This is a genomic window from Sulfuricurvum sp. RIFCSPLOWO2_12_FULL_43_24 (assembly GCF_001829605.1).
In the GTDB taxonomy this organism is placed as follows: domain Bacteria; phylum Campylobacterota; class Campylobacteria; order Campylobacterales; family Sulfurimonadaceae; genus Sulfuricurvum.
This window is the reverse complement of the sequence record NZ_MIBT01000052.1, coordinates 17801-41832: the sequence shown is the minus strand read 5'-3', so window position 1 is coordinate 41832 and position 24032 is coordinate 17801. Positions and strand designations below refer to the sequence as shown.

General features: G+C 44.4%; 27 protein-coding genes and 1 tRNA gene. 17 read left to right on the top strand and 11 right to left on the bottom strand.

What is annotated here, in order from left to right; all coding sequences use genetic code 11:
• On the top strand, window positions 1-1170 hold a 1170-nt coding region (locus A3G19_RS05305; protein WP_294870986.1), incomplete at its 5' end, for a 2-isopropylmalate synthase.
• A 1263-nt stretch (window positions 1171-2433) separates the two neighbouring features.
• Here A3G19_RS05305 and A3G19_RS05300 read toward each other — a convergent pair.
• Both A3G19_RS05300 and A3G19_RS05295 read right to left on the bottom strand, forming a co-directional pair.
• Window positions 2434-2673: a CopG family transcriptional regulator gene (locus A3G19_RS05300; protein WP_294870983.1), complete on the bottom strand. Its 240-nt coding sequence runs from the start codon at window positions 2671-2673 to the stop codon at window positions 2434-2436.
• Window positions 2663-2926, bottom strand: coding sequence for a BrnT family toxin (locus tag A3G19_RS05295; RefSeq protein WP_294870981.1), 264 nt, complete (start codon window positions 2924-2926; stop codon window positions 2663-2665). The genes A3G19_RS05300 and A3G19_RS05295 overlap by 11 nt, the downstream gene beginning before the upstream one ends.
• Window positions 2927-3341: 415 nt before the next feature.
• On the opposite strand from A3G19_RS05295, the gene alaS reads away from it, so the two are divergent.
• From alaS to A3G19_RS05255, 8 genes are all read left to right on the top strand, one after another.
• The gene (alaS, locus tag A3G19_RS05290; protein WP_294870995.1) at window positions 3342-5891 is read left to right on the top strand and encodes an alanine--tRNA ligase; all 2550 of its coding nucleotides are present in this window, start codon (window positions 3342-3344) and stop codon (window positions 5889-5891) included.
• Window positions 5891-6427 carry a hypothetical protein gene (locus tag A3G19_RS05285; protein ID WP_294870978.1) on the top strand — a complete coding sequence of 179 codons (537 nt, stop codon included), beginning with the start codon at window positions 5891-5893 and terminating at the stop codon, window positions 6425-6427. The genes alaS and A3G19_RS05285 overlap by 1 nt, the downstream gene beginning before the upstream one ends.
• A 65-nt stretch (window positions 6428-6492) precedes the next feature.
• The gene (maf, locus tag A3G19_RS05280) at window positions 6493-7038 is read left to right on the top strand and encodes a septum formation inhibitor Maf (RefSeq protein ID WP_015654529.1); all 546 of its coding nucleotides are present in this window, start codon (window positions 6493-6495) and stop codon (window positions 7036-7038) included.
• Between the two features lie 9 nt (window positions 7039-7047).
• Entirely contained in the window at window positions 7048-7800 is a 753-nt protein-coding gene (locus A3G19_RS05275; protein WP_015654528.1) for a M48 family metallopeptidase, read from the top strand.
• On the top strand, window positions 7797-8903 hold the full coding sequence (locus tag A3G19_RS05270; RefSeq protein ID WP_015654527.1) for a pyridoxal phosphate-dependent aminotransferase family protein: 1107 nt from the start codon (window positions 7797-7799) through the stop codon (window positions 8901-8903). The genes A3G19_RS05275 and A3G19_RS05270 overlap by 4 nt, the downstream gene beginning before the upstream one ends.
• 4 nt (window positions 8904-8907) lie before the next feature.
• Complete coding sequence (locus tag A3G19_RS05265; protein ID WP_015654526.1) at window positions 8908-9606, top strand: ATP-binding cassette domain-containing protein; 699 nt, start codon at window positions 8908-8910, stop codon at window positions 9604-9606.
• Window positions 9607-9641: 35 nt separating this feature from the next.
• Complete coding sequence (locus A3G19_RS05260) at window positions 9642-11606, top strand: PBP1A family penicillin-binding protein (RefSeq protein ID WP_015654525.1); 1965 nt, start codon at window positions 9642-9644, stop codon at window positions 11604-11606.
• A 52-nt stretch (window positions 11607-11658) separates the two neighbouring features.
• A tRNA-Gln gene (locus tag A3G19_RS05255) sits at window positions 11659-11733 on the top strand.
• A gap of 15 nt (window positions 11734-11748) precedes the next feature.
• On the opposite strand, the gene A3G19_RS05250 is transcribed toward A3G19_RS05255, so the two are convergent.
• The 3 genes from A3G19_RS05250 to A3G19_RS05240 form a co-directional block, all read right to left on the bottom strand.
• Window positions 11749-12312 (bottom strand): DedA family protein, encoded by a 564-nt coding sequence (locus tag A3G19_RS05250; protein ID WP_015654524.1) that lies wholly within the window; start codon window positions 12310-12312, stop codon window positions 11749-11751.
• Window positions 12313-12419: 107 nt separating this feature from the next.
• Window positions 12420-14393, bottom strand: a complete 1974-nt coding sequence (gene uvrB / locus A3G19_RS05245; protein ID WP_015654523.1) for an excinuclease ABC subunit UvrB — start codon at window positions 14391-14393, stop codon at window positions 12420-12422.
• Window positions 14394-14477: 84 nt separating this feature from the next.
• On the bottom strand, window positions 14478-14933 hold the full coding sequence (locus tag A3G19_RS05240) for a DUF2721 domain-containing protein (protein WP_015654522.1): 456 nt from the start codon (window positions 14931-14933) through the stop codon (window positions 14478-14480).
• 187 nt (window positions 14934-15120) lie between these two features.
• Between A3G19_RS05240 and A3G19_RS05235 the strand changes: the two genes are divergently transcribed.
• From A3G19_RS05235 to A3G19_RS05215, 5 genes are all read left to right on the top strand, one after another.
• The gene (locus A3G19_RS05235; RefSeq protein WP_015654521.1) at window positions 15121-15393 is read left to right on the top strand and encodes a hypothetical protein; all 273 of its coding nucleotides are present in this window, start codon (window positions 15121-15123) and stop codon (window positions 15391-15393) included.
• Window positions 15390-15611: a hypothetical protein gene (locus A3G19_RS05230; protein ID WP_015654520.1), complete on the top strand. Its 222-nt coding sequence runs from the start codon at window positions 15390-15392 to the stop codon at window positions 15609-15611. The genes A3G19_RS05235 and A3G19_RS05230 overlap by 4 nt, the downstream gene beginning before the upstream one ends.
• Before the next feature lie 89 nt (window positions 15612-15700).
• Window positions 15701-16030, top strand: coding sequence for a hypothetical protein (locus tag A3G19_RS05225; RefSeq protein WP_015654519.1), 330 nt, complete (start codon window positions 15701-15703; stop codon window positions 16028-16030).
• A 108-nt stretch (window positions 16031-16138) separates the two neighbouring features.
• A complete protein-coding gene (locus A3G19_RS05220; protein WP_294870974.1) occupies window positions 16139-16432 on the top strand; it encodes a c-type cytochrome in 294 nt (97 codons plus the stop codon).
• A 47-nt stretch (window positions 16433-16479) separates the two neighbouring features.
• On the top strand, window positions 16480-17175 hold the full coding sequence (locus A3G19_RS05215) for a hypothetical protein (protein WP_294870972.1): 696 nt from the start codon (window positions 16480-16482) through the stop codon (window positions 17173-17175).
• On the opposite strand, the gene A3G19_RS05210 is transcribed toward A3G19_RS05215, so the two are convergent.
• The gene (locus tag A3G19_RS05210; protein ID WP_294870969.1) at window positions 17176-17529 is read right to left on the bottom strand and encodes a hypothetical protein; all 354 of its coding nucleotides are present in this window, start codon (window positions 17527-17529) and stop codon (window positions 17176-17178) included.
• 244 nt (window positions 17530-17773) lie between these two features.
• Between A3G19_RS05210 and A3G19_RS05205 the strand changes: the two genes are divergently transcribed.
• Complete coding sequence (locus A3G19_RS05205; protein ID WP_294870966.1) at window positions 17774-18196, top strand: hypothetical protein; 423 nt, start codon at window positions 17774-17776, stop codon at window positions 18194-18196.
• Window positions 18193-19263 (top strand): radical SAM protein, encoded by a 1071-nt coding sequence (locus A3G19_RS05200; RefSeq protein ID WP_294870963.1) that lies wholly within the window; start codon window positions 18193-18195, stop codon window positions 19261-19263. Before A3G19_RS05205 ends, A3G19_RS05200 begins: the two co-directional genes overlap by 4 nt.
• Window positions 19264-19292: 29 nt before the next feature.
• Here the strand turns inward: A3G19_RS05200 and A3G19_RS05195 are convergent, their stop codons facing one another.
• Entirely contained in the window at window positions 19293-19517 is a 225-nt protein-coding gene (locus A3G19_RS05195; RefSeq protein WP_363921749.1) for an ATP-binding protein, read from the bottom strand.
• Between the two features lie 216 nt (window positions 19518-19733).
• Here A3G19_RS05195 and A3G19_RS05190 point away from each other — a divergent pair, with 216 nt between their 5' ends.
• On the top strand, window positions 19734-20027 hold the full coding sequence (locus A3G19_RS05190; RefSeq protein ID WP_294870961.1) for a c-type cytochrome: 294 nt from the start codon (window positions 19734-19736) through the stop codon (window positions 20025-20027).
• 7 nt (window positions 20028-20034) lie between these two features.
• On the opposite strand, the gene A3G19_RS05185 is transcribed toward A3G19_RS05190, so the two are convergent.
• From A3G19_RS05185 to A3G19_RS05170, 4 genes are read right to left on the bottom strand one after another with little or no spacing between them, the layout of a single operon-like run.
• Window positions 20035-20853, bottom strand: coding sequence for a hypothetical protein (locus A3G19_RS05185; RefSeq protein WP_291750901.1), 819 nt, complete (start codon window positions 20851-20853; stop codon window positions 20035-20037).
• 5 nt (window positions 20854-20858) lie between these two features.
• Window positions 20859-22052 carry a HAMP domain-containing sensor histidine kinase gene (locus A3G19_RS05180; protein WP_041192448.1) on the bottom strand — a complete coding sequence of 398 codons (1194 nt, stop codon included), beginning with the start codon at window positions 22050-22052 and terminating at the stop codon, window positions 20859-20861.
• Entirely contained in the window at window positions 22015-22683 is a 669-nt protein-coding gene (locus A3G19_RS05175) for a response regulator transcription factor (RefSeq protein ID WP_015654515.1), read from the bottom strand. The genes A3G19_RS05180 and A3G19_RS05175 overlap by 38 nt, the downstream gene beginning before the upstream one ends.
• Window positions 22680-23966 carry a Na+/H+ antiporter NhaC family protein gene (locus tag A3G19_RS05170; RefSeq protein WP_015654514.1) on the bottom strand — a complete coding sequence of 429 codons (1287 nt, stop codon included), beginning with the start codon at window positions 23964-23966 and terminating at the stop codon, window positions 22680-22682. Before A3G19_RS05170 ends, A3G19_RS05175 begins: the two co-directional genes overlap by 4 nt.
• Window positions 23967-24032: the final 66 nt, after the last annotated feature.

The following is a 24032-nucleotide window of genomic DNA, read 5'->3' as shown; positions in this document are numbered from 1 at the left end:
GGCGAAATCATGCTCGAATACTCCCCTGAGAGTTTTACGGGGACGGAGTTGGAATTTGCCGCCCGTATCTGTAACGCCGTGACCGAACGCTGGGGGATTAGTGCAGAGCGTAAAGTGGTGATTAACCTTCCGGCGACGGTCGAGATGGCGACACCGAACGTTTATGCCGATCAGATCGAGTGGATGAGCCGACATTTGAGCAACCGTGAGCATGTGCTGATCTCGACCCACACCCACAATGACCGTGGAACCTCGGTTGCGGCGACGGAGTTGGCGTTGCTCGCGGGGGCAGATCGTGTCGAGGGGACGTTGCTCTCTAACGGCGAGCGCACCGGAAACGTCGATATCATCACCCTCGCGCTCAACATGTACACCCAAGGGGTTGATCCGGAGCTTGATTTCAGCGATTTAGAGACGGTGGTTCGAGTCGTCGAAGAGTGCACCGATATGAAAACCCATGAGCGTCACCCCTATGTCGGTGAACTCGTATATACGGCGTTTTCAGGTTCTCACCAAGACGCGATCAATAAAGGGTTGGCGTATCAGCGTGCCAAAGACGATGCATTCTGGGAAGTACCGTATCTTCCAATCGATCCTCAGGATGTTGGGCGCAACTACGAGGGGATTATTCGTATCAATTCCCAATCGGGCAAAGGGGGAGTTGCCTACGTACTCGAAGATAAATTCGGCTATTCGCTGCCGAAAAAAATGCACCCTGAAATCGGAACCATTGTCCAAAAAGTAACGGACGAAGCGGGACGCGAACTCTCAAGCGAAGAGATTTTAGAGATTTTTGAGAAGACCTATTTCGGGGAACCGCATGACATCGAGTTTGTCGATTATTCAGTTCTCTCGGAGAGTGCCAAAGAGCACTCGGCTAAATGCGTGTTGGAGTACACGCATAATGGCAAAACGATCCGAAGCGAAGGACAGGGGAACGGACCGATCGATGCGTGTAAAAATGCGTTGATGGTAGAGTATTCGCACAATTTTAAAATTCTCTCGTACTCGGAACATTCACGCGGAGAGCTTTCCAGTGCCGAGGCGGTAGCCTATATCGAAATTCAGACGGAGAGTTTGGAGAAATTTTTCGGGGTAGGGTGTGATAACGATATCACCGTTGCGTCGATTAAAGCGATGTTTAGTGCCCTTAATCGGGCGTTTTCGTAACTCTTCCTGTCATTCCGTGCTTGACACGGAATCTATTTATTTTTTTCTTCGTCATCCCCGATCAGGTCGGGGATCCATCCCCGTTCGTGGTGAGCTTGTCGAACCATGAATACCCTAAAATAAAGCGATTTTTTTAAGTATTCTTTTTGCGTGTAATATACAAAGAAAAGAAGTAAAATCCAATTAAAATCGGCATAAACAATATGTGAATTAGGCTCCAAACTTCGTATCTTTCGGATAATAATGTAATAAAAGTTAATTGATACATAAAAGCATTAAAGCTATATGCACCTACCAATATAAATATTGCAGTTATTAAAAGAATATAGTTATTTGTAAAATGATAGGGATATTTGGTTTGCAATGACAATATGATTCTCCAATAGATTAAAAGTGATAAGAGTTGTATTATTAGAAACTTTGCACTTGAGAACCATGCTGACTTATTCATTACATCTAAATTTGAATTAGCGAGCTTCCAAACACCTATGCATTCCATAAAGCATGAGTTCCAAATAAAAAGAAATCCAAACAATAAAACCAAATAAGTAATGATTTTGTCTACATGTAGAGGTTGATGAGAATCTTTTTTTGAAGATGTAAGGCTATGTTTTAGCATTAAATTTGCAATCATTATTGCGACCCATGCTAGAAGTATTGCAATTAGATTGTAATTAGTAGCAGATAATATAGTGCTAACACTAAAGTTTCTGAACATAAAGAGAGTATCACTGTAAAATCCTATATCTGAAACTGTATATATACTAAAAAGGAAGATTATCATTCCCAAAGTAAATATGGTATTGTTTGGCACATTATTATTTATTATTTTTTTTGATAGTAAAAAATCACCGAGAAAATACATTAATACAAAACTAATTAAAACTTTTAAATTTATGTCTAGAGAATCAAAAAAATTATATGGAGATATGATAGCTTTGTAAATTAAATTTGAAAGCAAGAGTATGATTAACAACAGTATTGCAATTCGATTAAAAGCTTTAATAGTCATCCGTTACCTCAATTGAATCTAATATAAAAGAATTATAACTCAGATAATTAGTTAATTTTATTAAATAAGAATTATGTATTCTATCTTCACTTTTCTTTTTTTGAATTGATATGTAAAATGAGAGCTGGATTCCCAATTGAGTTGGGAATGACGAATAATCTTTCGCCCGTTCGCCCTGAGCTCACGTGCCCTATAGGGTATGTCGAAGGGTTGTTCATGGTTCGACAGGCTCACCACGAACGGAAAGCGTTTTAACTCGCCTTGTGCGTCTGTTCCTCTTTTAACCGTTCCGCAATCCAAACCTTTATAATCGATTGACGTGTCACCCCGATCTTTTTGGCTTCGATGTCGAGTGCATTGACGATCCATTCGGGAAAATCAACATTCACTTTTTTTGGTTGTGTACCGATTCGTTTGGCAGTAGTGAGATCGAGATGCTCACTTATATCTTCACCTGAGTCAAATAATTCGTCTAATTCTTCAGCTTTCATCATAAATCCTTTTTTCATTTTCTCTCGTTCGACGTACCGAAATCAATCGAACATTATCACTGCGATAGGTATAAAACGCGATCCAAATTTTGTCTTCGATCTTGCCAATAAGTGCATAACGGCTTTCACTATCGCTTTTGGCTTTTATTTCAAGTGCATTAGGATCACCCCATAATAACTGTGCTCTTTCAAAGTCGATGCCGTGTTTGTGTAGATTGGAACTACTTTTGTCAGGATCAAACTCGAAAATCACGATGAGGTTCTCACTTCTTTTGTATTTAGATATAAAAATAGTATCATTTCTATACTTTTATGTCAACTTTTTTAGAAAAAAGTTATCTACTTTTCTGTTTAGTCAGAAAAGTACCAAAAGAGCATACCGCGATTCAAGAACGCTCGTTCCTCTCGGCACTACTGCCTCCAGAGCGGCTCTAGGTATTGAATCGCGGGGATTGTTATTTGTTTTCGCTTTGCGAAAATTAGTGAGTTAAATAAATTATGCCCTCACACCACACCAAAAGCAAGGTCGCGTGCAGTAGTGCACAAGCGTACCGCCAGCGCTTTGGTGTGAGGGCGATTTTCTTTTGTTTCTTTTCTTGTGAAAAAGAAAAGAAAGCCATCTTTCGCTATAATCGCGCAATTTTTACCAATACTGTGAGTAAACCATGATGGATGTCCGCGAAGCCTTTTTGGCCTTTTTTGAATCAAAACAACACGCACGGGTTCCGAGTTCTCCCCTCGTACCCGATGATGCAACCCTCCTTTTTACGAATGCCGGTATGGTTCCGTTTAAGTCTATTTTTACGGGCGATATCCCTATCCCTGCCAATCCGCGTGCGACCAGCGCCCAAACCTGTATCCGTGCCGGGGGCAAGCATAATGACTTAGAAAATGTCGGTCATACGGCGCGTCACCACACGTTTTTCGAGATGCTCGGAAACTTCAGTTTCGGGGATTATTTCAAAGAAGAAGCGATTGCCCATGCGTGGGAATTTGTCACGAAAGTGATGAAACTCCCCGTCGATAAACTCTGGGTAACCGTCCATGAGAGCGATGATGAAGCCGAAGCAATTTGGAAAAAACACATTTCCGCCGACCGCATTATGCGCTTGGGAGATAAAGACAACTTCTGGCAGATGGGTGATACCGGACCGTGCGGACCATGTTCGGAGATTTTTGTTGATCAGGGTGCGGAACATTTTAACGGGCCGGAAGACTATATGGGGGGAGACGGGGATCGTTTCTTGGAGATCTGGAACCTCGTTTTCATGCAATATGAGCGTAATGCCAAGGGTGAGTTGAAACCTCTTCCGAAACCCTCTATCGATACGGGGATGGGGCTAGAGCGTGCGACCGCAGTGTTAGAGGGGGCATTGAGCAACTACGATTCAACCCTCTTTATGCCGATTATCCGTAAAGTTGAAGCCCTTATCGGTAAACCCTATACCTATGCAAGCGGTGCGTCGTACCGTGTTATCGCCGATCATATCCGTACGGCTACTTTCCTCCTCGCGCAGGGGACAAACTTTTCGAATGAAGGGCGGGGATACGTTCTTCGCCGAATCTTGCGTCGTGCGGTTCGTCACGGTTACTTGCTCGGATTTACCAAACCGTTTATGTTTGAGGTTGCCGACACCGTCGCCGAACTGATGGGGAAACAATATCCGTATATCGTCGAAAAACTAAGTGTTCTAAAAGAGCAAATCATGCTCGAAGAGGAGCGCTTTTTCAAAACGATTCAGTCGGGGATCGAACTCTTTAATGAAGAGTTGAAAAATACCAAAGAGACCTTTAGCGGTGAAGTGGCGTTTAAACTCTACGATACATTCGGATTCCCTCTCGATTTGACTGAGGATATGTTGAAAGAGAAACATCTCGCCCTCGATGTTGAGACGTTTGAAACACTGATGTTAGAACAGCGCAAACGGGCAAAAGCGGCATGGAAAGGCTCAGGTGACGCACACGTCGAGGGGGATTTTAAAACCCTTCTTGAGACGTTCGGTGTCAACTCCTTTATCGGATACGCGTATACGAAAGCCCCGGTCAAAATCCAAGCCCTTTTGGGTGAGAATTTTGAGCGCGTTGATCAGTTGCACGCTCACCAGAGCGGATGGGTTCTTTTGGAAGAGACTCCGTTTTATGCGGAAAGCGGCGGACAAAGCGGCGATATTGGAACTCTCGGAGAGAAAGCGGTTGTAACCGAAACGAAAAAATTCCACGGGTTGAACCTCTCACATATTGAGACTAAAGCAACATTGAGTGTCGGTGAGAGCGTCGAAGCGATTGTCGATCCATCACGTAACGAGATCGCAAAACACCACTCGGCAACCCACTTGTTGCACGCGGCATTATATGAGCAGTTGGGGGAACATATCTCCCAAGCGGGTTCACTGGTTGAACACAATCGTCTCCGTTTTGACTTCTCACACCCTAAAGCGATGTCACACGAGGAGATCGCTTTCGTCGAAGAGCGGGTGAACTATCATATCTTCCATGCATTGGAAGGGATGACGCGTGAAATGAGCATCGATGAAGCGAAAAAAAGCGGGGCGAAAGCGCAGTTTGGTGAAAAATACGGCGATACGGTACGCGTCGTCAATTTCGGAACGGCATCGGTCGAGTTCTGCGGCGGTATCCACGTCGATAACACGGCAACCATCGGGACGTTTGTCATCGTAAAAGAGAGCGGTGTCAGTGCAGGTGTTCGTCGTATCGAAGCAGTGTGCGGAAATGCCGCTTACAACCTCTTTAAAGCGAATCGACATTTACTCGAAGAAGTAGAAGCATCGGTTAAAAACCGCGATGTATTAGCAGGGATTGAGCGTCTTAAAGAGCAGGTTAAAACGCTCAAGTCTGAGATGTCGGTATTGGCGTCAAGCACTAAAGAAGAACTCTCCGTGAGTATGATGGGCAATACCGCAGTTGTTGTTGCCGAACTCACGGCAGGCGATATCAAAGAGCGGATTGATGAGCTTAAAAATGCGCATGAATCGGTTGCGGTGATCCTTTTCCAAATCAAAGACGATAAAGTGCTTCTCGCAGCAGGTGCCAAAAACACGACTGTTAAAGCAGGTGATTGGATCAAAACCATCGCACCGATCCTCGGCGGCGGTGGCGGCGGACGTCCTGATTTCGCTCAAGCGGGTGGAAAAGACGCTTCTAAACTCACGGAGGCCAAAGAGGCGGCATTGGCGTATGTAACGAAGGAACTTTCATAATGAAAGAGTTTTTAGTCGAAACATTTGCGCATCACCGTACCCTCATCGTTTTTTTGCATGTTATCAGTGCGGTAATCTGGGTAGGGGGAATGATCGCTATCCGTTTTGCAACCCATCAATCACTCTCACTCATTAGTGATCCGAAACTACGACTAGAACGTGCAGCCCATACGTTGAAACGTCTTTTTGCGATTGTGACGCCGTTCGTGATTGTTTTAATCGTAACTGCAGTGCTAATGGCGGTAGGACTCGGATTCCGTGCCGCAGCGATGGACCCAATGGGAAATGTTATCGATGAATACGCGATGAGTTTGTATAATACGATTCATATCAAAGAGGCGATTTGGCTTATTATGGCGTTGAATTTGGGTGCTATGATGTGGCGTCGAGCTAAAGCAGAAACAGCACTCAAAGAGGGAAATCTCGAAAAAGCCAAAGAGATGCTCGCTCTTATCGCACAATATATGGTTCCGGTGAATATCGTGTTGGGTATTACCGCTATCTTTATCGGTGTTGTATTAAGAAATGCGTATTAACGTCATTGCGGACTTGATCCGCAATCTTAGATCCTGAATCAAGTTCAGGATGACAAAGGGATTTAATGGTTCGTCTTGCCTCTTCTTCGATTACCCGCGCTGAACTTCTAAGAGCGGCAGGTATTCCGTTTCTTCAAGAGTCAGTCGATTTTGATGAAGACTCTATACTCGCCTCCTCTCCTAAAAACTTTGTTTACCAAGCGACACTCGGAAAATACCGCGTTAATTTAGAAAAGTTCGGTTGTAATGATTATCCTCTCCTTGTCGCCGATACGGTTGTAACGGCACACGGCAAGATTTTGCGCAAAGCCAAAGACGAAGCGGATGCGAGAGCGATCTTAGAGATGCAAAGCGGTTCGGATGTCGCTATTATTACCTGTATGATCTATAAAACTCCCCGTTTAGAATTAGTGGATATCTCTTCGACCCACTATTTTTTTGATGTTTTTGACTCCCAAAAAATTGAGGAATATCTGCACAGTGGTGAGTGGCGAGGTAAGGCGGGAGCGTGTATGGTGGAGGGATTCTGTAAACCTTATATTCGTGAAGTTCGAGGCTTCGAGAGTACGGCAATGGGATTGTCGGTTGAAGTCTTAAGAGCGTTTCTATAGGAGGATGCGATGAAATTACTATCCACAGTACTTGTAGGATTATTGTTGGTCGGATGTATCAAAACACCGGTGACCAACCGTACCCAGTTTATGATGATCTCTCCCGATCAAGAGATGGCTTTGGGTGCTACCGAGGCAAAGAAAGTCGTAGAAACCTCTAAAATCAGTACCGATAAAAAACTCCAAGAGCGGGTAAAACGAATCGGTGAGAAAATCGCTGCGGTAAGCGGACGGAGTGATTTTGCCTGGGAATTTACCGTGATCCAAGATGATACGCCTAATGCTTTTTGTCTGCCGGGAGGGAAAGTCTTTTTTTACACGGGGATTTTGAAAATTACCGAAAACGACGATCAAATCGCTACCGTGATGGGACATGAGATAGCCCATGCACTTGCCCGCCATGGGGCAGAGAGAATGTCGATGCAAAGTGCGAGCAATATCGGTGCACAGGTATTAGCCGCAGCGTTAAATGTTCCCGCACAATACCAAAACCTCTACGCTCAAGCGTACGGAGTAACTTCCCAAGTGGGACTTATCCTCCCTTACAGCCGGAAATTCGAGCATGAAGCCGATCAAATCGGGGTGTATTTGATGTACAAAGCGGGTTATAATCCCGCCCAAGCGCTCAAGTTTTGGGAAAATATGGGGCGTTTATCGAAAAGTTCTCAAAAGCCGCCCGCATTTCTCTCGACCCATCCGGCCGATGATGAACGTATCCGCGAGATTCGAGAATACATAGCACAGCTTCCCGCCACCCGATGAATAATCCCTACAAAAGCGAGCTTAATGCTCTGAAACGTTCCGGCCGTTACCGTGAACGTCATGTTCGTGATGCTTCACTCATCGATGCCGCATCGAACGATTATCTAGGGTTGGCGCATAAGAAAGAACTCCATAGAAAGGCGTGTGAAACTCTATCCCGCCACAGTGACCATGCGCCCAAAGCTTCGATGCTCGTAAACGGCTATCATCCTATTCATGCGGAATTTGAGTCAGCATTATGCGAAGCGAACGGTTTTGAATCGGGGATCGTTATGGGGAGCGGATTTAACGCCAATGTCGGATTGATCGAAGCGCTTGTCCGCAAAGGGGATGTACTGCTTATGGATGAGGAGTATCATGCCAGCGGTGTTGCGGGTGCGCGTATGTGTGAGGGTGAGGTGATCTTTTTCTCCCATAACGATGTAGCCGCGTTTGAATCAGAGCTTTTGCATGCACGGGGGAAACGGATTATTGTCGCGGTTGAGGGGATTTATTCGATGGGGGGTGACTGTGTGCCCCGAGAGATTATCGAACTCTCAATAGCACATGACGCCATTTTGATTTTGGATGAAGCGCACAGCAGCGGGGTAATCGGGGAACATCTGATGGGGATACTCGATTATTATACAATTGCACCGACACCATTGATGATTAAGATGGGGACACTGGGCAAAGCGTACGGAAGTTTCGGTGCTTATGTCCTCTCCTCACGTCATATCAGCGACTATCTCATTAACCGTGCCAAAAACGTGATTTATGCGACGGCTCCCTCGCTTTATGATACGGCGCTCGCCTATCATGCCCTGCAATTTATACAAACTCATACAGAAGAGCTGCGCGATCAAATAAGTACCCGTCAAAGGATTGTTAAAGCGATACTGGGACTTGAATGTGCTGGGTTGATTGTTCCGATTGTCATCGGGGATAATCGTGAAGTGATGCGGTTACAGGCGCAGCTCAAAAATGAGATGGGGACACACGTCGGGGCGATTCGGCAGCCAACGGTGAAAAAAGCGATCCTCCGCCTCATCGCACGCCTTGAAATGGATGAAGCGCATTTGGCTCAGGTGTGTGAGCGATTAACGCAGATTTGGGTAAAATAGCATCATGAATACGATTCGTATCGATCAGCTCAAAATCACTCACGCAGGTGACGTGCTGGTGGATATTGCATTTGAGATTCGGCGTTCATTGGCATTAGTGGGAGCAAGCGGAAGCGGTAAGTCGTTAACGCTTAAAGCTCTTTTGGGACTTTCGGATCCGGCATTGGACGTTTTGATTGAGAAACAGTGTGATTTTGAATGGCAGCGGGGCCAGAGTATCGCTTTGGTTCCCCAAAATCCGTTTACCGCGTTATCGCCGCTCACACGGATCAAAGATCAAATGTTTCTCCCAAAAGAGCAGAGTATTGGGTTATTTGCTCTGCTGGGTTTGGATGAATCGCTATTGGATCGGTTTCCTCCCGAACTCTCAGGAGGACAGCTTCAGAGGGTAGTGGTTGCAATCGCTTTAGGCTCGAATCCCAAGCTATTATTGCTGGATGAGCCGACAACGGCGTTGGACCCTGCTTCAAAAGAGGCTATGGTTGAATTGCTGAAAACATTGCAAGAAAAAATAGGCTTTAAGATGCTGTTTGTTACCCATGATATGGGGGTGGCATCGTCATTGTGCGAAGATATTTGCGTTTTGAGAGAGGGGCGCGTCATCGAACAAGGGAAAATCGATGAGATTACGCGTGAGCCCAAAGAGAAATATACCCAAGCGTTAATCGACGCTGAATTTAAAACCAGGGAATTTAGAAATTGATCAACTCCTATGAAGAAGTACCGCTAAGGGTGAGAATGAAAAAATATTTTATGATTACAATCGCGTTTGTTGTGATGATTCCGATCGTTTTTTTAGGGTATCTTATTTACTCGTTTGAATACGAAACTCAAAAACTGATTCAGTATCAACCGCGTCTAACGACCGAAGTGTACGATCGTAACGGAAATAAAATTGCCAACCTTTTTAGCGATGAACACCGCTATTACGTCTCGTATGAAAACATTCCTCCGCGTCTTATTGAGGCACTTTTGGCAATCGAAGATACGATGTTTTTTGAACATCACGGGGTGAATCCTGATGCAGTTATGCGTGCGATCATCAAAGACGTGAGTGCCGGAAAGCTCAAAGAGGGGGCGAGTACCATCACGCAGCAGTTGGTTAAAAATACCCTTTTGACCCGTGAGAAGAAATTCTCCCGTAAATTCAAAGAGGTTCTCTACTCGATCCGTATTGAGCAAGAGTTGAGCAAAGAACAAATTTTAGAGCGTTATTTCAATGAAATCTATTTAGGGCACGGATACTACGGAATTAAAACGGCAGCGGATGGCTATTTCCGCAAACCGCTTAAAGATCTCAGTCTAAAAGAGATCGCAATGCTGGTCGGTCTTCCGAAAGCTCCGAATTTCTATTCTCCGACCCGAAACTATGAGCTCTCTCTCGGACGGGCCAACCGTGTTATCGGGCGTATGTATGAGTTGGGATGGATCGATCAAGCCACCTATGAAAAAGCGACACAGGAACGACCGAAAGTTTATAACGATACCCTCAGCAAAAACTCGGGCCCCTACATTATCGATGAGGTAATGCGTCAACTCGGTGATGCGTTTCCCGATATCCGCAGCGGCGGCTACAAGATTTACACCACCATCGATATGAGACTTCAAGAATCGGGGTACAAAGCCCTTCAATCGGGTCGTGATGAGATTTTAAAACGGGCACAGGAAGCGGGAGATTTGGATGAGAATATGCAGCGTCAGCTCAACGGTGCCCTTATCAGTCTTGATCCCCGTAACGGAGAGATTTTAGCGATGGTTGGGGGGTATGATTATTCACTCAGCCCTTTCAACCGTGTAACGCAGGCAAAGCGCCAACCGGGTTCGGCATTTAAACCGTTTATTTATCAAGTAGCATTGGACAGTGGAATGTCCCCCTCTTCTATGGTTCCCGACATCGCACGTACTTATACCTATGCGGGTGATGACGGTGAGGAAAAAACGTGGCAGCCGAAAAACTATAAAAATGAGTATAAAGGGATGGTTACGATCCGTAATGCCCTGACCCATTCTCGTAACCTTGCAACGATTAATATGGTCAGTGATATGGGATTTCAAAAAGTGGTAGAGGGGCTTAGACGTTACGGTATTACCGAAAACCTTCCACCCGATCTCTCGATTGCATTGGGAACAATCTCTATTTCCCCTATCGATTTGGCGAAATACTATACGATGTTTTCGAGCGGAGGAGCTTTGACCAATCCTATGTTGATACGTCAGGTCATTACTCCAAAAGGGGAGACGATCCGATATGAAAACAAAAGCCGTCAAGTCAATACCCCTGAACAAATCTATCTGATGACCTCTATTTTAAAAGATGTTGTCAGTCACGGTACGGGGACCACAGCCCGTGTCGGAGGGATGGAGATTGCCGGTAAAACCGGAACGACCAATAATAACGTCGATGCGTGGTTTGTAGGATATTCACCGACCGTAGAGACGGTTGTTTGGTTCGGAAATGATAACAATACGCCGATGCGCCGCAGTGAAACCGGTGGACGGGCAGCCGGTCCGGTTTTCCGCTATTATTATGAAGATATGTTACGTATTTATCCAAATACCAAACGCTACTTTGACCTTCCGGCAGGGGTTTACCGTGCACCGGTTAATGACGCAAACGGTACTGAAGAGTATACTGACACGTCAATGGCACCGGATACTACGCAAGAACAAGGGCCGAAAACCGAAGAAAAACTATTGTTTTAATCCGTATAAAACTTTCTTAAGGGGAATTTTTCTACAATTCCCCTCTCAACATTGGGGTGTCGCCAAGCGGTAAGGCAACTGGTTTTGGTCCAGTCATTCGGGGGTTCGAATCCCTCCTCCCCATCCACACTCAGCTTCTTTTCTATTTTTGTTTTTTTGTTGCTAACGAGAGATAAAACCAAACACTTCCACCGACAATGATCAACATAACCGGAGCCAAATACGGTTTATCCGCCACAATTTTATACCCTTCGATCAAGGCCCCGCCGAAAAGATAGCTTCCCCCACCGACAATAACTGCCCAAATGGCTGCACCCAGTGCGTTATAGCCGCTGAATTTCCAAAAATCGTATTTGGTTAACCCGACAGCGATAGGGACAAGCGTCTTGAGCCCATATATGAATTTTTTAATGATAATGATCCATGAGCCGTGTTTTTTGAGAAGAAGATGGGAAAATGCGAGTTTACGGCGATGTTTTCTAAAATATTCCATCATCTCTTTTTTGTGATATCGGGACATGTAAAACATGAGTGAATCGCCGATGAAGTTTGCACTAAAAGCGATTGCAATGGAGAGAGACAGATCCATTTTTCCCATAAAACTGAGAACTCCCGCACCCAATAAGGCGACAAACCCCCCGCCAAGGGAATAGAGAAAGAGTACAATGTAGCCGTACGTCGAGAGGTTGTTTAACATATCATCCATTTGATTTTTAACGCCACAGGAGTAAAACCCCTGTGTCTACGCTAACGCTGAGCTTCTTTAGGCAGGAAGCCCACGCGCAGTGAACCGCGCTTTCTCCTTTTTAATTTTTATAGTTTCCGTATCTTTGCTATTTCATCGCGTAAACGCGCTGCTTCTTCGAATTCCAGTTTTTTAGCCGCTTCTCTCATCTTGAGATTCAGCTCTTCGATCAGTTTTTTACGTTCTGCCGCAGGGAGGGTTTTCGCTTTTTTAGAGCGATTGTATAAATCACCTACATCTTCGAGTTTAAGATTCTCATCAAGGGAGCGCTTGGTTGTTGTCGGCGTAATGCCGTGTTTGGTATTGTACGCTTCTTGGATTGCACGGCGTTTGGTCGTGGTCGCGATAGCGCGTTCCATCGATCCGGTGATCTTTTGGGCGTACAGGATGACCCGCCCGTGTTCATTCCGCGCGGCGCGTCCGATGGTTTGAATCAGTGCTGTTTCAGAACGCAGGAAACCTTCTTTATCGGCATCTAAAATAGCGACGAGGCTTACTTCCGGTAAATCCAACCCTTCTCGTAGGAGATTGATCCCGATGAGAACGTCAAAATCGCCGACACGGAGACCTCGGATGATCTGATTGCGCTCGATGGCGTCGATCTCGGAGTGCATATACTGCACTTTGATCCCCAAATCGGCGAGGTATTTGGTGAGGGCTTCGGCCATTTTTTTGGTGAGTACGGTGACGAGAACCCGATCTCCGAGCGCGACCGTTTTTTTGATCTCATCGTGTAGATCTTCTACCTGATTTTCACTCGGCTTGATGGTGATGATCGGGTCGAGCAATCCGGTCGGACGGATAATCTGGTGGGCGATGGTGGTACTGATCTCGATCTCTTGCGCGGCAGGGGTAGCGGAGACAAACATATAGTGAGGCGCTTTGTGCATAAACTCATCGATCATCAGGGGGCGGTTGTCGAGTGCACTGGGAAGGCGGAAACCGTAATCGACGAGAACCTCTTTGCGGCTCCGATCTCCCGCAAACATCCCCCGAAACTGCGGGAGACTCACATGGCTCTCATCGACGATAATGAGAAATTTATCGTGATGCAGAGTGAAATAGTCTAGTAGGGTATAGGGGGCTTCTCCGGGCAATTTATCGGTGAGATGGCGGGAGTAGTTTTCGATCCCCTTACACATCCCTGTCGCCTGAAGCATTTCGAGGTCGAATTCGCATCGCTGTTTGAGACGCTGCATTTCGACAATCTTGCCTTGCTTGTCCAATTCACTAAGGCGTTCTCCCAACTCATCTTCGATCCGCTTGATCGCACGGGAGAGTTTCTCTTGCCCTACGGCAAACTGGCTGGTGGCATAGATCGTCACACTCTCTTGTTTTTCGGTCATCGTGTTACTGAGGGGTTCAAAAAACGTCATACGTTCCACTTCGTCCCCGAAAAATTCGATACGCACCGCCTGATCCTGCCAGTAGGGGGGATAGATATCGACCACTTCCCCGTTGACCCGAAAGTGCCCGCCGTCAAAATAGGTGTCATTACGGGCATACCCCATTTCAACGAGGCGAAGAAGGAGCTTTTTTTGGTTGATTTCATCTCCGATAGCGATAACCTGTACCATCTTCTCATACTCTTCGGGATCACCCAACCCATAGTTGGCAGAGACGGAAGCGACAACGATAACGTCATCATAGCTGAGGAGATTGGCGGTGGCAGAGAGTCGCAGACGCTCCAGCTCATCATTGATCGAGCTGTCTTTTTCAATAAACAAATCTTGTCTTGGGATGTAGGCTTCGGGCTGATAATAATCGTAGTAACTGATGAAATATTCGACATGGTTTTCGGGAAAAAACGAGCGAAACTCACTGTAGAGCTGTGCCGCTAAGGTCTTATTGTGGGTCATGATAATCGTCGGAAGTTGAACACTCTCGATCACTTTGGCCATCGTGTAGGTTTTGCCGCTACCGGTTACCCCTTCAAGGGATACATAGCGCTCACCGCGTTTTATACCGGAAGAGAGTGCTTCGATGGCAACAGGCTGATCACCGGCAGCTTGATAAGGGGTATGGACTTTAAAAATCGGCAATGAATGACCCTGTGATAAAGATTTGAAATTATAGCGGAAATGCGGTTTCCTGTTTTGGATAAGTACGTATGGGCTGTTAAGATTTTAATTAATATCGGATTTGGCTAATGCTTTTGGAAGTTCGATCCAAAGGGCTTTCAAAGAGAGATCAAGATCATAGATAAATAAAAAAAGTGAAACTATCAAGCTAATGATACTGGAAATAAACAAGATGATGAGGATATAGGTCACATTAAAATGATACAAAGCAGATCCAAATAGACCGATGATAATAAACGAAACCAATAAAACGCTTAGTACGGCCAGAAAATTGCTGCTTCTGATCACTTTTGCTCTGAGGGTAAGTATTTTAAGTTCCAATAAAATACGCTCTTGATCTGTGCTCGAAGAACTACGATGCTCAACCGAGAGTTGACGTGTTCTATCGACGATACGTCCGAAACGGTTGGTAAGACTTAAAATAATTAAGCCGATTCCGGAAATAAGGATGACAGGGCCGATCGACAACTGTAATGTTCCGATAAGATCAGTTAGTAACATCAAACACCCTCTCAAGGCAATTTTTTTAGCATTGATAAATTATAGCGGATTATCCGATCTGAAAACATCTCATGATGAGTGTAGGGTATTTTTTTCGTCGATGATTTACTCAAATTTGAGACCTCCGCAGTGATACTGAGCGAAACTGTGTTAAAATTATGTTAAAGACTATCACCCAAGGTTAATCATGCTATTTAATCCCACCCCATTGGAAAAATTGACCACGCTTATTACCGATTTGCTCGAAAAGCAATCTGCACTGAAAACGGAAGTTGAAACGCTTCGGACTGAAAGTGCTTCGATTCGAGGCAATGAACAAAGTAAAGAGGGTGAGATCCATCGCCTAAGTGCGGCACTTGCCGCAAAAGATGAAGAGATTAAAATGTATGCCGATGAACTCGCCGCAAAAGATGCTGAAATCGAAGCAATCGTCTCTAAAATCGAAAGCTTGCTTGGATGAAGACCAAAGTAACCCTCACCCTCAATGCCAAACGCTACGACATTGATGTGGAGGAGGATTTTGCCCGTTTTTTGACCGAGCAGATGAAGCAGGATTTTGAGTTTCACGGTAACAATGATCTCAAACTTCTCCTTCAAGCCTATGTCCGTAAAAATTTTGCCCTTTATGAACAAGAGAAACAAACTCTTGCTTTAATCGATCGTCTTCAAAATCTTTAATTACCTCCACAATCGCTTCACAATAACTTTTTATACTGCTCTCATCAAAAGAGAATCTCGAAAGAGAAACTCTGAAAAAGGAGTTTAGGATGAATAAGTTACTCTCAATCTTGTTAATCGCGGCACTTAGTGCTTCAGTTGCTTCAGCAGACGCTAAAGCGGGTCAAAAAGCGTATCTTAAAACGCTTAAAGCGAAATTCAATATGAACGGAACCAAGTTTGCGGCTGAGCACACGGTTGCCGAATGGGAAGAGCTTTTTGCGAATGATGCAAAAGGGTTTATCAAAGAGTACAGTGAGCGTTTTCCGACTTCGGTTCCGGTTTTGACGAATCCCGATATGAAGGATAAACTCCAAGATATCGGTGATTTTGCGAAAGAGTACGGCTCTGATAGTGGAAACGTTCCGAGTTGCGGATAAGTCAATAGTCTCTTCGTTCGTGGTGAGCGTGTCGAACCATGAACGTTTAAAAAATCACCCTTCGACTGGCTCAGGGCGAACGGGATTAGTAAATAAAAAGGATTTATTATGAAAACGTTAATTGCAATTCTTGGACTCACAGCTATGTTGAGCGCTGCTGAAGGCGGCGCTTTGTTTCAAAAATGTGCAGCTTGTCACGGGGCTAAAGGTGAAAAAGCGGCTTTGGGCAAATCCGAAGTGATAGCGGGATGGAGTTCAGCCAAAACGCTTGATGCTCTTAAAGGGTACAAAGCCGGAACCCGCAATACCAAAGGTATGGGCGCGTTGATGAAAGGGCAAACCGCAACGTTGAGCGATGGTGATATGAAAGTGCTTGCTGATTATGTCGCAGGGTTGAAATAATCATCTATGCTAAGCTAGAAAGGGAGGATGAATTCGTATAATATTTTATGCAATACAGATCACTCTCTTTTCGCGCTTTTTTATCGGCACTAATAATACATCTGCTGATTATTATCATTCTAGTGAGCCAATTTGAGAGGGATAAAAAAAATAAACACTACAAAGAACCGCCTAAAATCTTGATTTCTCTCAAAAATCCTTATATTCAATCTTCTCCTATTGCAGTGGAGTCACCTCCAGAGTCAATACACTATCTCAAGCAAAAATCTCCTTCCAATGAATCGAAAAAAATTCCGATAGTTGAAAAAAAAAGTGTATCTCCTGAGATAAACACTGAGCCTGAAGTTCATAATGAGGTCTCAATGGCTCCAATTGTGCCGATAGAGAGAGTTGCAGGATTGATTAAACGCCATTATGGGGATATGTTTGCCGATTTAACCCCCGAAGAGCAATCCTATATCGTAGAAAATATCGTCAAAATCCACCGAATTGATAGAAGAGTTGGTAATGCACTTTTAGCAGACAAAGAAGCAAATCTTTTTAAAGACGGTGATAGTAACTATGTAGAGATGTATCTTTATCCCAATGGGACGGTATCGGATATAACGTTGATTAATGATAAAGCCAATCCGGCACTCGATCAATTGACTATGGAAACTATAGAACAAAGTTATGCTCAATATCCGCGACCGAAGCAAAAGACATTGATTCGGTTACATACGCGGATACAAAGAGGGAGATGATTACATACACCCTTTATGTTTTTCCTTTGGAGCAGTAGATACTGCTACTGGAAACGATAGCGCGTCTAATTTGAGAGTGTCGGCTACGATTGTCCCCTGAAAATTAATATCACTCTTCATAATAAATGGATCAATTTGACCTTGTTTGATATTTTGTTTATCAATTTTATAAGTTTTACCATCAATAACAGCAACAAGTTTTCCACCTTCTGCATAATTATTTAATCCACAATCAGTGAAAAGACCATTTTCTACGCATGATTGAATCCCTAAAAAACCTTTTAGAGGTGTTGATTGTTCTGCCGCCATTAAATTAAGAGCGCAGAGTGAAAGAATCGTGAGAGCTTTTTTCATCTTATCCATCCTTTATTATGTTGAATAATCAGTCTCATCTGACGAGGTGTCAGGAACTTCGGATCATGATCCAAAGACGCTTTATCGGAAATCGTTATGAATACAATATTCTTTTTCAACTTACATAATTATTAATTATTTGTGATAATAATGTGACTATTTCAAGATTTGTCACAATTTTATAGTGAAATTTGCTACAATACTTTTGAATGCGTATCAAAAAATTTGATAGATGGGGCTAACAATGCAAAAAACATTGGTAATTTCTTTGAGTAGTATTTTCTTTACATTGCCACTATCGGCAGATGTTACATCTATAGAAACACAAGGTTTTTTTGTGACCAAGGAGTGTTTGCAAAAAGGGGAGTTCACGGAATGCCCACTCGAACAACTCAGTAAAATCTCGGTAACAAATCCGTTTTTATTATTCCGTCCGCATGAAGTTAAAACTTTATATACTAATCGAGTAACAGTTTATCAAAAGGAAGAAGACAAAAGTTATATTTTAGATATTAGTGAAATTGACAAATCAAAAATTGATAGGGTAGCATTTAAAAATAATATGATAGTAACAGGGAAATTACTTGAAGATAAAATAACTATAAAAGTAACTGATATATCACCTCCACCACCACCAAGGACATTTCGTACCAGTGGAGTTTTATGAACCTCACTCTCTCCCTTACTCACAATTGCCAACTTCGATGTAATTACTGTTATGCGGGAGAAAAAGTCGATAAACGGATGAGTGAAGAGACGGCGATGCGTGCTATTAATTTTGCGTTTGAGTACCCATCACAGGAGATGGTACTTGGGTTTTTCGGAGGGGAACCGTTGTTGGAGTGGCATTTACTTCAAAAATCGGCAGTTAAAGTTGAAGAAAAAGCCAAAAATACCAACACGTATCTCACTAAAACTCTCACGACTAACGGATTATTACTGGATGAGGCAAAAGCATTATGGTTATCACAACATGGCTTTCATGTTGCCCTTTCTCTCGATGGGAACGAAAAAATGCACAGCATTCACCGAATGTTTGCTAATCAAGCCTCTTCATTTGAGCACACATTCTCAGCACTCAATGTTATCCAAAAATATATTGCTCCCGATCATTTCACGATTATTATGGTGGTTACCCCTCAAAATGTCCATCATCTTTATGAATCAGTGGTAGAATTAGTGGAGAAACAGGGGGTGAAATATTTTACTCTCAGCCCAAATCTTTACACTGCTTGGGATGAAGCAGAAACTCTTTGGCAAGAGCAGTATGAGTGTATCGGAGACTATGTGATTGACTCCTATGAAAAGGGGACTCCTATCTCGGTGAGTTTTATCGACCGAAAAATCGAAGCAACCATTGATGAGCATTGTCGTGTTTGCAGTTTCGGAGAGATGGAGATTGCCGTTGCCCCCTCAGGTAATATCTATCCATGCGAACGGCTAATCGGAGATGATTCGGGTGTGGTATCACTTGGAAATGTTCACAGCGGTTTTAATATCCCAAAACGTCAAGAAATCTTGCGTGCTCGCGGATGTGCCTATAGTGAATGCGAAACGTGTGAAATACAAACACGGTGTCAAAACAGTTGCGGATGTACCAATTTCAGCCTCAGCGGAGAGATTAATCTTCCGACACCGATTTTGTGTTTTAATGAAAAACTTTCAATTTCGATTGCCGATAAAGTATATTCGCAACTAAGTGAAAACAGCTATTTTAAAGAGAGATGGAGATAAAGAAAAAAATTGTATAGATTGTGAAAAATTTATCTCCACTCCACACAAATCTTCGTCCCTTTTTTTTCTTCCGATTCAATCGTGATTTTTAACTCGTATTCTTTGGCGATCATGGCGACGATGTTGAGCCCGATTCTAAATCCTCCGACACTTTTATTGGCACGCATATAGCGCTTGAATACTCGATCAATCATCTCTACGGAGATTCCGATGCCGTTATCTTCGACGCACAATAGATCATGATGCAGGGGGATAGCAATAGTTCCTTTTATTGTATTTAATGGCGTTGGGTAGGAGGTTATCGATGAGTCGGGTTGCTTTGGTGGTATCGATGGTGAGGGAGAGTAATCTTTTTTTGCTCGATGGCGGAAGATCGGATTCGTGGTGAGCGTGTCGAACCATGAACGTTTAAAAAATCACCCTTCGACTGGCTCAGGGCGAATGGGATTAGTAAATAAAAAGGATTTATTATGAAAACGTTAATTGCAATCTTAGGTTTGACTGCTATGTTGAGCGCTGCGGATGGCGGTGCTTTGTTTCAAAAATGTGCAGCTTGTCACGGGGCTAAAGGTGAAAAAGCGGCTTTGGGCAAATCCGAAGTGATAGCGGGATGGAGTTCAGCCAAAACGTTTGATGCTCTTAAAGGGTACAAAGCCGGAACCCGCAATACCAAAGGTATGGGCGCGTTGATGAAAGGGCAAACCGCAACGTTGAGCGATGGTGATATGAAAGCGCTTGCTGATTATGTCGCAGGGTTGAAATAAGAGACAGCTATCTCAACGGAATCGTTATATACACACGGACGAGGGTATCTTTATTCCACGGTAGAATAGGGGGGAAACCCACTTTTTGATAGGGATTGAGATTGTAGCGGGTATGTTCGGCGCTTATATTGAGCCCGCTCCCTTTAAGCCATTGGGCTGAATCATAGCTCAAAATCAGCTCATACTGATTTTCGAGCCATTGATTCGTATCTCTCCATTGTTGGATTCGAGTATAAGCCTTCATTTTTCTATTTAGTTTGACTTCGCTATCCGCTATAAACGTGTAGGCAGCTGTTTCATGCTGAAAATCATCTGGATCATAACCGAATACGCTAGGCACATCGTCATCAATTTCTAAAAAGTAATACCCCGCTAAGATTTTTAGCTCAAACATCATGGCAGATGTGGTGTAGTCTGTTCCAATACCGGCAAAGAGTTTGGACTGTTTTTCAACGCCGCTGAGTGTATTTAATTTTCCATCAAAGCTGATCAGCCAGTCTGTCCCGATGTTGGTGGTTAGCGGATAAAGCTCCCTTTTGATTTGAATATTCGTTTTGTACCAAATAGGTTCATAATCGGGATCTATTTTGTCTCTATCATGCACAAAGAAAACAGTAAAATCACCCTTTAGGAGAACTCCTGACTCGCTTATGGCTTCGCCGGCGATACCTATACCCATATCGACACCAAAACTATGGGAGTTTTGTTGAGTGACGATAAAATCATGTATACCGTATGTAAGCATCCAATCCGCACCTTTGAGGGTAGGTACGATAGCGGTGAATACCAATACTGAAAATACCAATTTTTTAATAAAATTTATCATGATCATCAATGGTTATCTTTCCATTCGACGCAAATCTTCGTCCCTATTTTCTCTTCCGATTCAATCGCAATGTTCAAATTATACTCATTCGCGATCATCGCCACGATATTCAGCCCGATTCCAAATCCTCCGACACTTTTATCCGCCCGTGTATAGCGTTCAAATACACGATCGATCATCTCTGAGGGGATTCCGATTCCGTTATCTTCGATGCACAAGCTGCCGTGCATGAGATGAATGGCGATATGTCCCTCCATTTTGTTGTATTTGATCGCATTGGAGAGGAGATTATCGATGAGGCGGGTTGCTTTGGTGGTATCGATGAAAAGGGTGATTGATGGATCGATTCGGAGGGTGAGGGCAATCTTTTTTTGTTCGATTCGATGACGGAAATATTCGATTCGTTCATGCAAGAGGTGAGAAAGATCGAGTGTTGTATTCTCAACGGCCAAATCGTGGTTGAGGATGAGGTAGGTGAGATCATCATACAACGTTGAGATCGTTCGGGAGGCGATTTCAATCCGTTTCAGCTTTTTTGCCGCCGATAGCGGTAGTTCGGAATCTTGAAGCGCTTCGATATTCGTGAGGATTGCACTGACGGGGGTATTGAGCTCATGGGTGGTGTCTTTGATAAAATCATCGAGCAGAGCAATCGCTTCATTCATGGGGCGTAAAAACATCCGTGAGAGACTAAACCCGATAACTCCGAGGATCAAAAATAAGATCGAGCCGAAGAGCAGTGAATTAACGAGGGCCTGATGTCGCCACAGTTCATCATCACGGGTTTCAAACACCAGATAGTATTCTCCTAAACCGTAAGGGGATAGGGCGATGATGAGATGAATATACCCTTTGTGAAGGGCGATATTTTCACTGAAATCATAATGTTTTTGGTGCAAATTTCCGACAAGAAGGTCTTTGTCATATCCGTAGAGGGCGGTTTTATAGGCGAGGTCGGTCGGAAACGTTTTGAGATCATGGCCGCTTTCAAGCCATGTTTTTAATCGTGGAACGTACCCCTCACTCTCCAATTGCATCGCAAGACGGTGGGACGAGAGCATCTGAGCTTTCATCGATTCATAATGCAGTATTGCCATCAATGCCAAGATAAGGGTACTCATTACTCCATAGAGGGCTAAAAAACTCCTAAGGGTACGGTATTTAGCGAAATTGATACCCGAGGCGCTTGTGGCTGACAATGGAATCCTTTCCGAGAAGTTTACGCAGCGTCTTGATGTAGGTACGGAGGCTTCCGTCACTCGGAGTCTCATCATAATCCCACAGATGTTCCATGATCATTTCATGGGTGAGAAGCTCGTTGCGGTGCTGAATAAAGAGTTTGAGCAGTTTGTGTTCTTTGAGATGGAGATTTTGAATTTCTCCGTTGATGCTCAATAGTTGGTTGTCGATGTCGTAGGTAATACCATCCGATAATGAGAGGGCATCGGTAGGATTATGGTAGAAATTGCGCTTTAAGATCGTTTGAATCCGCAGCAGCAGCTCTTTGAGGGCGAAAGGTTTACGGATATAATCATCCCCGCCGCTCTCGAACCCCTCTTCGACGTCACTCATCGCATTGCGAGAGGTGATAAAAATAGCGGGAGTGGAGTTCCCCTCTTTACGACTTGCTTTAAGGAGAGAGAACCCATCCCCTCCGGGGACATTGACATCGAGGAGTAATAGATCAAATTTCTGCTCATAAAGGAGATCTTCGGCGGAAGAGGCATCATAAGCACATTGGACGCTGAACCCTTGCTCTTCGAGGTATTCGCTGACACCTTCAGAGAGATTCGGATCGTCTTCGAGGAGGAGAAGAGAAGCTTTAATCATGAGAGGAAAATCCCGAAACCGATAAATAAGATCAATGAAAATACGGCAGCAATAAGCGCATAGGGGAGTTGGGTGCGGGTATGTTCCTGAACACTGCATCCGCTTGCCATCGCCGAGATGATCGTCGTATCTGAGATAGGAGAGCAGTGATCGCCGAATACCCCTCCCGATATTACCGCTCCCATAGCAAGGGCAACCGGTGCATCAAGTCCAACTGCCAAGGGAACCGCGATCGGGAGCATAATACTAAAGGTTCCCCAGCTCGTCCCCGTCGCAAACGCAATAATCGCCGCTAAAACAAATATTGCTCCGGCTAGATAGGCCGAGGGGAGATAATCACCGATAAAAGAGGCGAGGTATTGTCCTACCTCCATATCGGAGCTGACTCCTCCGATGGCAAAAGCAAAAAGGAGAATCATGGCGATCGGGGTCATGGTGCGTGCTCCAGCCATGGCAGAAGCGAAAAATTCCGTGGTAGTAAGCGCATTTTTAAATCGATAATACCCCCACATCAAAGCTAAGGTTATGAGCAGGGTATAAAAAATAGAGGTAGAGCCTGAGCCTTTAAATATATCTCCCCCTCCGGTAATGAGCATGAGAACGATTACCCCTCCTATCATCCATACCATCGGCCATAAAAAGAGGCCGAGGTCTCCTTTGGCATCCTCGCATTCGATCTCTGGAGGGATAATAGCGGCATGACGCATAGGACCTATATCGATCTCATACCATATTGCGATAAACGTAACAATAAGTGCCATGAACGCATAAAAATTAAAAGCGATCGATTGAACCAGCCAAGTAGCGCTTTCACCCGCGATCAGGCCTGCTGTAATTTGCCCCCCGATAAGACCGAGCAGCAGTGCTCCCCATCCGTTCAGGGGGATGAGTGAACACACCGGTGCGGAGGTAGAATCGCAAACGAATGCCAGTTTGGCACGTGAAATACCGTGACGGTCGCAAAAGGGCCGGCCGATGGCTCCGGCGACAAGTGAAGTGATAGAAGATTCGATAAAAACGACGATACCGGCAATAAAGCTCGGCATCAGAGCGCCCCGTTTGCTTTTGACCCATGAACGCTTTACACTCAGTTCATGGACCAGCCCGTTGACTCCGCCGCTACGCTCGATGAGAGCCATAACGGAACCGACCATGATCGCAAAAGCGAGGGTTTTAAGAACCCACCCTTCACTGAGCAGGGCACCAAAACGCTCTAATGTCAGAAAAACAGCATTGAGAGGGTGAAAATCAGCAATAATAACTTCACCTACGATCACGGCCATAGCCAATGCGATAAATACAGAACGGCTAAAAAAAGCAAGGAAGATGGCAATAAGCGGAGGGAGTAA